This is a genomic window from Streptomyces sp. CA189 (assembly GCF_056428985.1).
The window spans coordinates 95,480-109,292 of record NZ_JBWJVM010000019.1; the positions used below are offsets into that span (position 1 = coordinate 95,480).

Below are 13,813 nucleotides of genomic sequence, written 5' to 3' on the forward strand. Positions count from 1 at the left end.
GCACCCGCTTCTCCGTCCCGCCACGGCCGCCCGCCGTGGCGGCCGTGGCGGGGATGCGGTGGCCATGGTCCAGCGGCCGCTCCCGAGGGCCAAGGGCAGGGCACCCGTCAGCCCGTCAGGGACCTCCACATGGTCAGGGGTCGGTCCTCGACCGTGATCTGGTCCTCGTGGCCGTGGCCGTCGCGGATCACGATGATCCGGTACTGGTCCTGGTGGAACACCCAGAACAGACTCATTCCGTTGATCCGTTGCATGTCCGGGACCGCGAGGAATTCGTCGACCCGTGTGATTCCGGTCAGTGATCGCCACAGGTCGAGCCCTCGGTCGCCGCGCTCGAGGGCGTCCTGGTGCATCCTGCCGTCGGCGACCGAGATGAGCCGGTAGACCTGACGACCCATGAGGGTGTGGAAGACCCAGTAGTGGCTCTTGCCGTTCACCCGCTGCATGTCGGGCACCGGCAGGAAGGCGTCCACCGTTTCGATGCCGCTGAACGAGGCCCAAGCCGAGAGCGAACGGTCCGGCAGGTCGGTCCCGGCCGCCTGCTCGGGTGGGAGCCCGGACTCGGCGCCGTCGGCGATCCAGATCCGCCGGTAGACCTGCCGGCCCTCGACGGTGTGGAACAGCCAGAACCGGCTGCGGCCATTGATCCGCTGTTCGTCCGGGACGGGCAGGACCGCGTCGACCTTCGTCACCCCGGCGTAGCACGGCCACATGGTCAGCGGCCGGTCGGGGCGTTCGCGGACGTCCGTGTGCTCGTCCCCGTCGGCGATGGAGACGGTTCGGCAGACGGCGCCGTCACTGCCCGCCCCATACGCCCAGTACCAGCTCTTGCCCTTGTCCCGTTGCATGTCGGGGATGGGCAGGAAGGCGTCGGTCGGCCGGACGACGGCGGGCGGCTTGTCGGTGAGCTGACCGTCACCGAGCAGCCGTAGCAGGGTCAGCGAGGGTGCGAAGGCGTAGACGGACCCCTCGGTGAAGACGAACTGGCTCAGGCTCAGCTGTGTGGTCTTGCCGGGGGTCTCGTAGCTGAGCTTGCCGGCGGCGCCGACCATTCCGTCGGGGCCGGGCTTGTTGGTCCGGTTGGGTGGAAAGTCCGGGCTGTCGATCCACGCCTTCTGGATGAACTCGAACTGCTGCACAAGGTCCGACTGGTAGCAGACGAAGAGCAGACCACGCTTCTCGTCGGGCCCTCCGGGGCCCTCCGAGGCGGGGTCGAAGGGCGCGCCGTACGGGGCGCCGCGGCGGATGATCCGGCGGCGGTCCATCACCGGGTTCTCGTCGAACGGCCGGTCGCCGGGCTTCTCCTGCAGGCCGTCCCGGGGGTTGGTCTTGCGCAGGTGTGAGAAGAGCGGGGTGATGAAGCCCTCGGGGTCGTTGCGGTAGCCGAAGTCGTTGTCCTCGCCGGCCAGCGCGCTGGAGGGCCGGTCGGCATTCGGGCACGTGGCGACGGGGGTGCCGGACCGCCACCGGCCGACGAGGCGGGCCGCCAGCCACTCCGTGGTGGCCTCGAGCGGCACCACCTTGGCCTGCTTGAGCGCCTTCAGCTGCCCGGCGACCTGGAACCAGAAACCGGGGACGTCCTGGCCGAGCCGACGTACCACCTGGAAGCTGCCGTTGTCGGCCCAGTCGGGCGTCTCGTGCGGTACGCCACCGACCCGGTCGTGCCCGACGACGAACTCGCCGGGCGGGATCAGCCGGGTGCCGTGATGTCCCTTGACGTACTCGGGCTTGACGGGGTCCGGCTCGTCGAAGCCGATGACACCGGGCTCGCTGACGCCGTCCTTGAAGCCGAAGTGCTCCTTCCCCCTCCGGGTGCCGGTCAGGGTGGCGGCGTCCTGCTGGAACACGATCACGATCTTGGCCGCGGCGCATGCCTCGCGCTGCTGTCTGACCGTCGCCTGGAGGTCCTGGACGGTGTCCGAGGCGACGGTGAGCACGGCGTGGACGACCTGGCCCTTGCCGTTGCCGAAGAGCCACATCTCCGGCGAGCTGTCGCCGGTGTCCCCGAGCGCCCGCTTGTCCGAGCCCTGTTTGAAGGCCTCCAGGCCGCTGCCGGGCTTGACGGAGGGCAGCGGATCCTTGCCGGTCAGCTGCCGCAGGCCCTCGTGGGTGAAACTGACGTTGATCCAGGTGGCCTTCAGCGCCTTCGGGTCGTCGCCGGCCGAGGCTTTCCTGGCCTTGCTGAAGGCGGCGTTGAAGACGGCCACCTGCCGCGTCGTGGAGATCTGCGGTTCCAGCGCCTTGACCCAGGTGCGCGCCCGCGCCGCGTCCTCGAACTTGAGGAACAGCAGGGTCATCTGGTCCTTCTTGAAGCCGGCGATCACATCACCCTGGATGTCGTCGCTCTCACGCAGCTTGAGACCGTCCACCATGCGTTCTCCAGAAGATCGACACCTCCACGCCGATGCTGCGCAGAGTAATCAACAACCTATGCGGCACTCCCGCACCCTCCCGCCGACCGACTGGCCGATTACGCCGACCGCCGCCCCTTCACGCCCCGAATGCGCTGGCCGAAAGCGCGCGGAAGCCTTTGGGTGGTCCGAGTCACCCGCCTGCACGTCTCGGGGTGACAGCCGACCGGCGCGCCTCAACACTGAAGATCGTCACTGTGCGTGAACATGTGGCAGTCCTGGCGCAGCCCGTGTCAGCCGACGTGTCCCCCAGTCGGAGTGCTGTGCCTTCCTCTCGCCAGCAAGGAGTCCCATGTCCCGCAGCAATCCGCGCCTACCCGCCCGCCGGAGGCTCGCCACGGCGATCTCCGTCTGCGCCGCCACCGCGATGGCCGTGTCCATGGCCCTGGCCTCGGCAGGCCCCGTACTCGCCCACACCGGTCACGGAGACGAGGGCGATGCCGTCCCGTACGGCCCCGCCTCCCGGGCGGCGAGCGCACCGGTCACCGTCGACCCGGAGGAGGCCGCGACACTCGGCAAGGAACACGCCGAGGAGCACGCCCGCACCCGAATGGCCATGGCCGGGATCGGCGAGTACCCGCAGACCACCCGCACGGCGCGGCTCAAGGCGCTGACCGCCTCCCAGGAGAAGGCCAACGCGTCCTTCGACGCCGCCGAGTTCGGCCGGTTCAGGGAGTACTTCCAGTCCCCGGACTTCGCGGCCCACATCGCACTGCTGCCCACCGGCAAGGTCCTCTTGTTCTCCTTCGAGCGGATCGAGACCAACCCGCAGAATGAGCCCGCCCCCACCCAAACCATCGGCAAGGAGAACGCCGGCCGCGCCTGGATCTGGGACCCCGCCAAGGGGACCGGCGCCGGCGCGTTCACCGAGAAGAAGCCACCGGTCATCAACATGCCCGACGGCAAGAACGAACCCCGCCCGGCCCCGTTCTTCTGCGCCGGCCACTCCTACCTGCCCAACGGCATGCTCGGTGTCTTCGGCGGCAACCTCGGCGGCAACGGAGGCAGCGGCGCCAAGCTGTCCCTGGTCTTCGACCCCTGGGCGGAGGAGTGGTACCTGAACAAGGACATGTCCGTCGGCCGGTGGTACCCGAGCGTGGTCACCGGCGCCGACGGACGCCAGGTGATCATGTCCGGCCAGTCGGAGCTCGGCTGGGGCACCCCCACCCCGGTCGTCGAGCGCTTCCCCGCAGCGACCCAACAGGTGCCCTTCGAGAAGTCGGTCAAGCCGATCGGCTGGGGAGTGGACCAGCTCAAGACCGAAGCCCCCTTCAAGTGGGACTACCCGCAGTTGTTCTCGCTGCGTGACGGGAAGATCTACGGCCTCGGCCGTTCCGTGGACCAGCAATGGCTCTTCGACACCGTCGCCGATACCAAGACCGACCTGCCGAACCGCCCGGACATCAACAAGGGCAAGCCGGGTCCGGACGGCGGGGAGTGGAGGCGCAACTACGGCTCCGCGGTTCCCCTGCCGGCCGGTTTCAGAGGCCCCGACTCGGTCCTGGTCCTCGGCGGCGACCGCAACGACCCGAACACCTACCGTCTGGCCGGGGGCAAGTGGAACACCGAGAAGCCCCGCGCCTTCGGCCGTACCCAGGACGACACTCTGCTCCTGCCGAACGGCAACCTGCTCACCGTCAACGGTGCCTTCGACATCCGCGACTACGGCAACGGGCCGTACAACCCCAACGCCGACCTCAAGTACCGCCAGGTCGAACTGCGCGATGAGAACGGCGACTGGAGGCTCGGCCCCGTCCAGCGGCTTCCGCGCGGCTACCACTCCAACGCCGTGGTCCTCCCGGACGGCCGAGTCATGGTCACGGGCGACGAGCTCCAGCAGCTCGCCAACGACCCCGACATCACCGACAACAACAACGGCAGCATCGAGATCTACGAGCCCGCCTATCTCCACCAGGGCAGCCGCCCCGCGCTCGGCCTGATCTTCAACCCCAGCGTCGCCTACAACGAGAAGATCACGGTCAGCACCAGCACGCCCAACGACGTCACCCGCGCCGTCCTGCTGGCCCCGACCACCGCCACCCACTCGATCAACACCAGCCAGCGTCACCTAGAACTACGCATCAAGAGCCGCAGCGGCAACTTCCTGGAGCTCCAGGCCCCACCGACCGCCGCCGCGGCCCCGCCCGGCCACTACATGCTCTTCCTCCTCAACGAGGAAGGCGCACCGAGCAAGGCGGGCTGGATCCAGCTCAAGCCCCCGACGGTCGCCGCGGGTGCCTCCGCCACGAAGGCGAAGCTCGGCGGCTGACACCCGCCGGCACCTCCGGGACGAGCCCCCAGCCTGGTCACGGGACACGGCTGGGGGCTCAATGCGGACAGCCCGCGTGAGCCCCGCCGAGCCCTGCCGACCCTTCCCGTAGATTTTGTCCTCGACCACGCCACACAGTGGACGTCGTGCGCCGGGGCGCCGCCGACGACGACCGCCGCGCCCCGAACGAGCGGCTGCGGGCTGGCTGAGCCGGGGGTGGGCGCCACTGGAAGAGCGGCGGCTGCTACCCCGTACCCAGGTGATGGCCACGGGCGCGATCGACGGCACAAGAACCTGAACGTGCTCGGCCTCTACAGCTTCACCGCCTCCACCGCGGCCGGGGGTAGCCTGCGGCCGCTGCGCGACCCGGACGCCGTCGAACTCGACGACGAGGAGGACGGTGCGGAGGACTGAACGGCGTCAGGGACTGGCAGGGCGGTGATCAGCTTCCGGGCCACCGTCTTGGTCAGCCGTTCCAGGGCCTGCGCAGCATGAGGAATTGACTTCCAATTTTCGGGGTGATCTGAGGTGAGTGGGAGATCAGGGGGCGCCATGGGTTAGCGTGGCAAGCGTTGATGGCGAGCCCCCGTGCTGGTTTTTGAGGCGCAGTAGGGGTAAACGTGCAGGTCAGGGCGATTTCATGAGATTCCTGCACACCTTTTTGACGCATCCCCTAGCATGAATGCTCCTGTGAGTACAAACCTGCAGGTCAAGCGCCTGGGCCTCACCTCTCGGTGGGGCCCTCCTGCATCCCCGTGCTGACCTGGTGCTGACCTCTCATCACCCGTCATCACCCCTGCGAACCTCAACCGTGCTGGGTTGGTGCTGACTTGGACAAGCCTTGATGGCTTGGGAAGCGTGTCGCCGAGCGGAGCGTCCACTACGTAAGCCGGCCATCGCGGATCGATGCGGTCCGATACCTGCGGGAGTGGAATACCTGGGTGGCGCGGTTCGTACGGATTCGGGCCGCGCATCTTCCGGACCGGAGCTGTGTAGCTGGTGCACGCACCGAGTAGCCCGCAGGCGATTGAGTTTTTCGGGCGGCCCAAGGAGAATCCCGCCGGGAACGATATCGAGAGTGAGCGTCTGAACCCGGGCGATATCGCAGAGGCCCTTCCCAGGCAATGGCCGTGAGTTGATCACGGCCCCTGGGTCGCCGGGTTGATCCCACAAGGGCCCTTAGATGAACCTGCGTGATGAGTGGTGGGCAGAGTCGAGGTGTGCGAACCGGAGCCGACCATAAGGGAGTGGGCAGCGCCGATTCGGGTGGTGTCCACTACCGGCCGTCGCGCTGCCACCGCGAGGCTGACCGAATGCACGTGGCGCGGGGTCAGAGGCGTTTGTAGCTCCGCTTGGACACGGTGTCACCGGTCTGGAATGTGGCTTCGAGGCCGTCCCCGCTGAGGGTGTCCAGCTTCTGGACCTGGATCAAGGTGTGCCCGTCGCGGGTGACGGTGGGGTAGTGAACTTTGGTGCGGCCACAGGTGATCGTCCTCGCCTCAACCGGTCAGGAGGAAGTATCTGCCGGTGGAGAGCGTGAGGTGGGCGCATGCAGCGCTGGTCCCCGTTGAACGACTGCCCGCGAGAGCTCTTGCTGCGGCTGGATGCCAGCGAGGAGTTGGGCTTGGCGTCGGGACGTGGAACGGCTCTCCGGGTATGCGCTGCGCGACCGAGGGCAGCTGGTTGTTGTACGCCGTGGCGGGGCGGTGGGGGCGGAGGTCACCGAGGCCGGGATGTTCTATCTGGAGCACGGTCACCATCCGGAGGATCCGCGGTACGCCGCCGCGCCCCAGAAGGGCGCCAAGAGGACGCCTGTGCCGTACTCGGAACGGGCTGTGGCGGCCCGGGCGCGGCGGGCCAAGGCGGCGGAGCTGATCGAACTGCTCGTGGCTGAACGGCGGGTGGTCATCCCGGAGCCCGACGAGGCGACGGAATCCGAATACCGGCGGGCCCTCGACTACGCGAAGCGGCACGGCCTCACGTCGGTGGGGAAGCGCATTGAGATGAACCCGGTCTCGCGGCCTTGTTGCACAACACCAGCAGCATCGCCGTCGTCGGCAATTCTGCCCGGCTGGCCAACCACACGCCGCACCTGCCGCGCGCAGGTGACGACGTGCTGAGGGCGGAGCCGCTGGAGGACCACCGGGTGCGCTGACACGCGCCGAGACCGCCTCAACGCGGAGGCGGGGACGCCCGGATGCCGTACGCCTGCGTGAGGGCCATGATGACCTCTGGCGGCGGGCACTGCATGGCCTACGGCTTCGCCGTCGGCCTCACCTGGAGATGGCCGCCGAACAGCAGCTGCCCCGCCGGCCAATGTCTCGCCCTCTCCGTAGCGACCGACACCCTCAGCGGCTCCGGTGCGGAACGCGCGCGTAGACGGGGAGGCGATGACCAGCGCAACCCGGCCCCGGTAGGAAGGCGGCAGCGTGGGCCCACGCGCGGTCAGTTGGCCGACCCACGCCTCCGATCCTGCCGCTCGCCGGACACACGCGGGCCCCCCTCGATCTGCAGCTCGGTGTCAAAGGAGGCCCCGCGTGCAGGTTATGCTGCAATCCGTCCCACGGGGGAAGTCCGGTCGAAGTCCGGCGCTGACCCGCAACGGTAGACGGAGCCGCACATGCGGCTCCGTGAGCCCGATTACCCGCGGCGATGAAGGCTCCTGTCAATTCGCCGTGGACTGCGAGAAGGCGCTGCGCAGGGCGCCCCGCGTCCCGGGCCGCCCCTGTGCTCATGTAGGGCACGGCCTGAGGCGAAGGCGATCCGCCCGTGGCCACACCCCTGGAACTCGAACCAGCCGCGCCACCTCACACAGCGCCTGCCGGCGTCGGCCCCGCGCCACCCAAGCGCGTATCACTGCCCCTTCTCTTCGTCACCCTGTGCGTCGCGCTTGTGCTCTCCATCGTGTGTGGGGCGGGGATGGGGGCGTCGGGACTGTCCTGGGGCGAGGTACTGCGTCATCTGTGGGCGGGGCTGACCGGCGGTTCCATAGCGCATGACGAAGCGTCGGCTTACACGATCGTGTGGGAGCTGCGCTTTCCGCGAGCCGTGCTGGCCGCGGTCGTCGGGGCCGGCCTGTCGGCGATCGGCGTCGCTGTGCAGGCCATGGTCCGCAACGCCCTCGCCGACCCGTTCGTCCTGGGCATATCCTCGGGCGCGGCCGTCGGTGCCAATGCCGTCCTCCTCTTCGGGGCCTTCGGCGCTCTCGGTCTCTGGGCACTGTCCACGGCGGCCTTCCTCTCCGCGCTCCTCGCCATGGCGCTGGTGTACGCGATCGCCCGCACCGCTGATGGCCTGACCCCGCTGCGGCTCGTCCTCACGGGCACCGCGATGTACTACGGCTTTTCGGCCGTCACCACGTTCATGGTGTTCGCGGCCGAACGCGGCGAGGCGGCCCGCTCCGCGATGATGTGGCTGCTCGGCAGCCTCGGCGGAGCCAGCTGGGCGTCCGTGCCGATCGCCGCGGGAGCCGTGCTCGTCGGCCTCGCCCACCTCACTGTGTCAGCGCGTCGCCTGAACGCCCTGGCGATGGGTGACGAGACCGCGGCCGCCCTGGGGGTGGACGCGGGGAGGCTGCGCAAGGAGCTGTTCCTGGTCTGTGCCGCCGTCACGGGTGCCGTGGTCGCGGTGAGCGGTGCTATCGGTTTCGTCGGCCTGATGGTTCCGCACGCCGCACGGATGCTGGTCGGCGCGGACCACCGCCGGCTGCTGGCCGTCGCCCCCCTCGCGGGCGCCGTCCTGCTGATCTGGGTGGACATCCTGTCTCGTGTGGTGCTCGCGCCAGTCGAGCTGCCGGTGGGCGTGCTGACCGCCGTCATCGGCGTGCCGTGCTTCGTCCTGCTGATGCGCCGCCGTTCCTACACCTTCGGAGGCGCGTGATGCGGATCGACATCGATGCACTGACGGTCGAGATCGCCGGCGCGCGGCTGGTACGGGAGGCCACGCTGCGCGCGGACGACGGGCAGGTCGTCGGGCTCGTCGGGCCCAACGGTAGCGGCAAGTCCACGCTGTTGCGCTGCGTCTACCGGGCCCTGCGCCCCTCGGCCGGTACGGTCCTGCTCGGCGGTGAGGACCTGCATTCCCTGAGCGCGCGCGAAGGCGCCCGTCGGCTGGCCGCCCTGCCCCAGGAAGCGGTCACCGAGTTCGACTTCACGGTCGCCGAGGTCGTGGCGATGGGGCGACTGCCGCACCAGCGCTCCGTGGCCCGGACCACCGACGAAGACCGGAAGGCGTGCGAAGCCGCGCTGGTGAGGGTCGGCGCCGGCCACCTCGCAAACCGCGGCCTCCTCACCCTCTCCGGCGGCGAGAAGCAGCGGGTTCTGATCGCCCGCGCACTCGCACAGCAGCCCCGGGTACTGGTGCTTGACGAGCCCACCAACCACCTCGACATCGCCCAGCAGTTGGAAGTGCTGGCTCTGGTGCGCGGCAGTGGGCTGACGGTGCTCACCGCGCTGCACGACCTCAATCTCGCCGCGCTCCACTGCGACCTGCTCTACGTCATCGACAGCGGCCGGATCGTCGCCTCCGGCGCTCCGCACGACGTGCTCACGCCCGAGTTGCTGGCCGAGGTTTTTGGCGTACGGGCCCACCGGGTACCGCATCCGGAGTCCGGCGCCGTACAGCTGCTCTTCGACCGTCTCCTGCCCACTCAGCCCGCTTCCTGAGGAGTCATGGCCATCATGCCGAACCTCGTACGCCCCGCCGCACTCGCACTCGCCGCCGCCCTGGTGCTCACCGGATGCGGCGCGGAGGTCACCTCTCGGGAGGGAGAGGATGGTGATGCCAAGGCGCGCGGCGGCACCTATCCGGTGACCATCGAGAACTGCGGCCAGAAGAAGAGCTACGACAAGGCCCCACAGCGCGTGGTGACCAATGACGTCGGTATCACCGAGATCATGTTCGCCCTCGGACTCGAGGACCGTATGGCGGGCTATGTGATGCCCGACGACAGGGGCGATCTCGCTTCCGTTCCCTGGAAGGACGCTTACCAGAAGACGAAGTGGCTCTCGCAGAAGACCATCAACAAGGAGCTGGTCCTAGACGCTCGCGCCGATCTGGTGTTCGCGGGCTGGAACTACGGCTTCAACGAGGGGGAGGGCTTCAGCCCCGCCGAGTTGGAGAAGGTGGGCATCGACTCGTACCTGCTGAGCGAATCGTGCCGCAACGGACAGGGAAAGGCACGCGGGGTGATGCCGCCGCTCGAAGCGCTATACACCGACCTGCGGAACCTGGGAAAGATCTTCGACGTCGATGACCGTGCGGAGGCCCTCATCGGGGGTTTTGAGAAGCAGGTGGCCGAAGCGGAGGCGAAGGCCCTGAAGGGCGCTGACCGTCCGCGCGTCTTCCTCTACGACGACGGGCAGGACAAGCCGCTGACCTCGGGTCTGTACGCCGGGCCGCACGACATCATCACCAAGGCGGGTGGCGATCACGTCATGAAGGACCTCAAGGACAGCTGGGCGACGGTGGGCTGGGAGACCGTGGTCGAGCGTGACCCCGAGGTGATCGTGATCAACGATTACGGTGACACCACCGCGGACCAGAAGAGGAAGTTTCTGAAGTCCTATCCGCCGCTCGCCGGCGTCTCGGCCGTCAAGAACGACCGGATCGTCGTCCTCGACTACGCGGAGCTGGTGGAAAGCCCGCGCAATCCCGCGGCCATCGCCTCACTCGCCGCGGACCTGAGGACATTCTCTCGCGACTGACCAGCAGAGCGACGTCGGCCGCCGCCTCAGCACGCGGGCGGCGGTGCCGCCCGTCGCAACAGCGCCGCCTCGGTCCACCAGCGGGCCACGACCAGCCCGACGAGAGCCTCCGACCTAGGCCGTGTCCGGTGGGTGTGGGACCGACCGCCCACCTCCCAGGCTTGAGTACTGGCGATCTTCAACGCCTGCGGCTAGGCTCTGCGTTGCTCATTCGAGAGCCACAAGCACTGGCGACGTGTCCGATGGGGGACAGTGCTTCAATCTCAACAGGCAATGAGCACGATGAGTCTCTAATCGTCGCAGAGCCTCAGCAGGCCATCCGCAAGCGGTGGTCGAGCTGAGGCTGCCCGCCGACTGGTCGATCACCTTCGTGAAAGGGATCGACTGGTGAGGCTGACTTTTCTCGTTCAGGTACTTCTTGCACTTCTGTCCTTCGTATCGTCGCTGCTGGTAGCGGTGGTGGCGGGGGTACTTTCGCACGAGGCTGGGGCGCCGGTAGCTAGTGCAGTGCTGTACGGCGGCGGCGCGTTCATCGGCTGGATGACGCTTTGCGTCACTGTGCTGACGGCACTCGGCCTGCTCGGGCGTCACAGCCATCCCGGCGAGTGAGGGTGCCCGGCACTCAGGAGTGCAGCCAGAGCCGGATCGCAGCGAGGGTGACGGTGCCGTGGAAGATGTACGCTCTCTTGTCGTACCTGGTCGCCACAGCCCGCGACGCCTTGAGGGCATTCAGGGTTCGCTCGACTTCGTTCCTGCGTTTGTAGAGCGACCTGTCGAAGCCGGTGGGTCGACCGCCTCGGCTACCGCAGCGCTGCCGGTTAGCCCGCTGATTCTTCGGTTCGGGGATGGTGTGCTTGATCTGGCGCCTGCGTAGGTAGCGGCGGTTACGCCAGGATGAGTACGCCTTGTTTCCGCTGACGTGATCAGGCCGGGTGCGCGGGCGACCGCCGCCCGGCCGTGGTACGCGAACGCGCTCCAGGACCGGAATCATCTGAGGTGCATCGCCCCACTGCCCGGGCGTGACCAGCACTGCCAGGGGCCGGCAGCCGCCGTCTGCGGCCAAATGAATCTTCGTGGTCAGGCCGCCCCTGGAGCGGCCAAGAGCCTCGCCGGGGTGGTGCTGAGCCGACTGGATATGTTTCTTCGGGCTCCCGGGCGGACGCCTTCGAGCCCCGGCGGCATGCTGATGAGCCCGGCAGGTAGTCGAGTCAAAACCGACCATGCTCCAGTCGACGCGGCCCTGTGCGTCTGCGTCGGCCTGCACCGCGCGCAGGACTCTCTCCCAGGTGCCATCCGCCGACCAGCGTCGATGCCGGTCGTGACAGGTCTTCCACTTCCCGAAGCGCGTCGGTAGATCCCGCCAGGGGAGGCCCGTGCGCTGACGGAAGAGAATGCCGTTGATCACCTTGCGATGGCACTTCCACCTCCCACCTCGTCCCACGTTCTTTGGAAGATGCGGCTCCAGCTGGGCCCACTGTGCGTCAGAAAGATCACCCCGCCCCATACCAACCGGAACGATCCGACCGCCAGTCACACGACTCGCCGGACAGGCCCTAGCCTCTGGACCGGCCCGCTCCCGAGAACGGGCTCTTAGTGCGTTGTGGCAAACCGGATTTCGTTCGAGGCGTGCGGGCGCGGGTGATCATCTGGACGGAGGTACGGGTGCGACCGCGGGCATGAAAGAACGGGCCCCTTGGTAGTGACGCGGTTACGACACCCAGCACGCCCAAGGAAGCCCGTTGCCCGATCAGTTGAGCAGTATCTCTGTGTCTTCGTCCACCGCGGTCACTCCTGGGTGTGACTGCTACGTGCACCGGTTCGGTTCGATCGTTCCGGGGCGGCGGGTGGCCTGCTATCCGAGTGACATGACGGATGCGGAGTGGGCCGAGGTCCGTTCCGCGATGCCGGTGCCGGCCTGGCTCCTCAAGCAGGGCGGGCGTCCCGAGGGGTATTGCCACCGCGAGATACTCGATGCGGTGCGCTACCTGGTCGACAATGGTGTGAAGTGGATGGCTCTGCCGGTCGATTTCCCGTACTGGCGGGCGGTTTACGACTTCTTCCGCCGCTGGCGGTCCTACGACTACGTGCGTGAACTGCATGAACGGCTGCGTCGCACGGCCAGGGAACACGAAGGGCGCAACGCCGAGCCATCTGCGGGGATCATCGACAGTCAGTCGGTGGACGCCTCCGAGACCGTCGGTGCGGAAAGTCGCGGATACGACGGCGGGAAATCACGTGACGGGCGCAAGCGTCACATCCTGACCGACACCGAGGGCCTGCTCCTGGAGGTCACCGTGACCACGGCCGATGTGCACGACTCCAAGGCCGCTCCCGCTCTGCTGGAGACATTCATGGACCAGCCGGGCCGGCTGCTGAAACTGGTGTGGGTCGACAGTGCCTACCAGGGCCCGGCCCTGGCCAAGGCGTTCGCCCGGCACGGAGTGCGGATCGAGGTCGTGCGCCGATCCGACGGACACCGCGGATTTGTCGTGCTGGCCCGCAGGTGGGTGGTGGAGCGAACGCTGAGCTGGCTCTCCCGCTCACGCCGCCTCAACCGCGACCACGAACGCCGCCTCGACCACCACGCCCAGATGGTGTGGTGGGCCGCTGTGATCAGGCTGTCCCGGCGCCTGGCCGCGGACGCTCCGCGCTGGCCGGAGAAGCGTCCCGGCCGACTGCCCCGGGCGCGGGCATGAACCGTCCGTCCTTCGCCCGCACCAGCCAGCCCCGCTTCTCCAGCACGTAGGCACGGTGCCGGATCTTCTCCACCTCGTTCTTGATCTCCGCCTCCCGGCCCACCGCCCGCGTCAGCTCCACGCCGTTCACCGGCCCCGAAGCGGCCACCACCGCGGCGAACACCTCCCGATACAGGCCGCTGAGCACCTCTTCACCCATGCCCGCCCGCCACACCGGCCGCCTCTCGCCATGCCCCGCGCCGGGGCCGCTCGATCCCACGGCGGCAGCCATCTCACCACCAGACGGCACGGAAACCGGCGTAATCACCGGGCTCTCCTCGGCCAGCACCGACACGAGCTCCTCACGCCCCACCCGGGCCCGCTCGACTCGCTCCCGCGCGGCATCCACCTCCGCCTGAGCCTGCTCCAGGACCTCCGTCCAGGACTCCAGATCCTGCCTCGCCCGCGCCTCACGCTGTTCCATCAACCCCAACACCGACGGCATCGCACCCTCCTCGATCCACAACAAGCCGTCCGCTGCCTGCCCCTACCCCGCCCCGGTCATGCCCCGCACACGAAGAAGCCCCTGCTCATCGAACAGGGACTCCCTTTGCCACAACGCACTTAGGGTGTCCGCCAGTAGGTCATCGGATGCGGGGGTTTCGAGGGCGGGTGTCCCAGCGGTAGAGGGTCCAGGCGCGTCGGATCAGGCAGCGGACAGTGATGACTGTGCTGGCCAGAGCGATGAAGAAC

Annotated in this window: 10 protein-coding genes and 1 pseudogene; 7 read left to right on the plus strand and 4 right to left on the minus strand. The window is 68.2% G+C overall.

The window, feature by feature from the left end; genetic code table 11:
* Positions 1-107 precede the first annotated feature (107 nt).
* A complete protein-coding gene (locus AC061S_RS17540) occupies positions 108-2,372 on the minus strand; it encodes a Dyp-type peroxidase (protein WP_478686873.1) in 2,265 nt (754 codons plus the stop codon).
* Between the two features lie 331 nt (positions 2,373-2,703).
* Here AC061S_RS17540 and AC061S_RS17545 point away from each other — a divergent pair, with 331 nt between their 5' ends.
* The 6 genes from AC061S_RS17545 to AC061S_RS17570 all read left to right on the plus strand — a co-directional run bounded on the left by AC061S_RS17545 (position 2,704) and on the right by AC061S_RS17570 (position 10,994).
* Positions 2,704-4,680 carry a galactose oxidase-like domain-containing protein gene (locus AC061S_RS17545; protein WP_478686874.1) on the plus strand — a complete coding sequence of 659 codons (1,977 nt, stop codon included), beginning with the start codon at positions 2,704-2,706 and terminating at the stop codon, positions 4,678-4,680.
* Positions 4,681-6,317: 1,637 nt separating this feature from the next.
* On the plus strand, positions 6,318-6,800 hold the full coding sequence (locus AC061S_RS17550) for a hypothetical protein (protein ID WP_478686875.1): 483 nt from the start codon (positions 6,318-6,320) through the stop codon (positions 6,798-6,800).
* Between the two features lie 649 nt (positions 6,801-7,449).
* Positions 7,450-8,559: a FecCD family ABC transporter permease gene (locus tag AC061S_RS17555; protein WP_478686876.1), complete on the plus strand. Its 1,110-nt coding sequence runs from the start codon at positions 7,450-7,452 to the stop codon at positions 8,557-8,559.
* A complete protein-coding gene (locus tag AC061S_RS17560) occupies positions 8,559-9,344 on the plus strand; it encodes an ABC transporter ATP-binding protein (RefSeq protein ID WP_478686877.1) in 786 nt (261 codons plus the stop codon). Before AC061S_RS17555 ends, AC061S_RS17560 begins: the two co-directional genes overlap by 1 nt.
* Before the next feature lie 15 nt (positions 9,345-9,359).
* Positions 9,360-10,385, plus strand: coding sequence for an ABC transporter substrate-binding protein (locus AC061S_RS17565; protein ID WP_478686890.1), 1,026 nt, complete (start codon positions 9,360-9,362; stop codon positions 10,383-10,385).
* 387 nt (positions 10,386-10,772) lie between these two features.
* Entirely contained in the window at positions 10,773-10,994 is a 222-nt protein-coding gene (locus tag AC061S_RS17570; RefSeq protein WP_478686878.1) for a hypothetical protein, read from the plus strand.
* A 13-nt stretch (positions 10,995-11,007) separates the two neighbouring features.
* Here AC061S_RS17570 and AC061S_RS17575 read toward each other — a convergent pair whose 3' ends face one another.
* The gene (locus AC061S_RS17575) at positions 11,008-11,889 is read right to left on the minus strand and encodes an IS5 family transposase (RefSeq protein WP_478686879.1); all 882 of its coding nucleotides are present in this window, start codon (positions 11,887-11,889) and stop codon (positions 11,008-11,010) included.
* A 361-nt stretch (positions 11,890-12,250) separates the two neighbouring features.
* Here AC061S_RS17575 and AC061S_RS17580 point away from each other — a divergent pair, with 361 nt between their 5' ends.
* Entirely contained in the window at positions 12,251-13,081 is an 831-nt protein-coding gene (locus tag AC061S_RS17580; RefSeq protein ID WP_478686880.1) for an IS5 family transposase, read from the plus strand.
* Here AC061S_RS17580 and AC061S_RS17585 read toward each other — a convergent pair.
* Together AC061S_RS17585 and AC061S_RS17590 are read right to left on the minus strand one after the other, a co-directional pair.
* On the minus strand, positions 12,999-13,565 hold the full coding sequence (locus AC061S_RS17585; RefSeq protein ID WP_478686881.1) for a hypothetical protein: 567 nt from the start codon (positions 13,563-13,565) through the stop codon (positions 12,999-13,001). The two genes, AC061S_RS17580 and AC061S_RS17585, sit on opposite strands and share 83 nt — an antisense overlap.
* Before the next feature lie 139 nt (positions 13,566-13,704).
* A pseudogene (locus tag AC061S_RS17590) lies at positions 13,705-13,813 on the minus strand (IS5/IS1182 family transposase); the annotation flags it as partial.

Excerpts from the sequence above, each read along its gene's own strand:
- AC061S_RS17540 (WP_478686873.1), bottom strand. The coding sequence starts at position 2,372 with ATGGTGGACGGTCTCAAGCTGCGTGAGAGCGACGACATCCAGGGTGAT.
- AC061S_RS17545 (WP_478686874.1), top strand. The coding sequence starts at position 2,704 with ATGTCCCGCAGCAATCCGCGCCTACCCGCCCGCCGGAGGCTCGCCACG.
- AC061S_RS17585 (WP_478686881.1), bottom strand. The coding sequence starts at position 13,565 with ATGCCGTCGGTGTTGGGGTTGATGGAACAGCGTGAGGCGCGGGCGAGG.
- AC061S_RS17565 (WP_478686890.1), top strand. The coding sequence starts at position 9,360 with ATGCCGAACCTCGTACGCCCCGCCGCACTCGCACTCGCCGCCGCCCTG.
- AC061S_RS17560 (WP_478686877.1), top strand. The coding sequence starts at position 8,559 with ATGCGGATCGACATCGATGCACTGACGGTCGAGATCGCCGGCGCGCGG.
- AC061S_RS17580 (WP_478686880.1), top strand. The coding sequence starts at position 12,251 with ATGACGGATGCGGAGTGGGCCGAGGTCCGTTCCGCGATGCCGGTGCCG.
- AC061S_RS17575 (WP_478686879.1), bottom strand. The coding sequence starts at position 11,889 with ATGGGGCGGGGTGATCTTTCTGACGCACAGTGGGCCCAGCTGGAGCCG.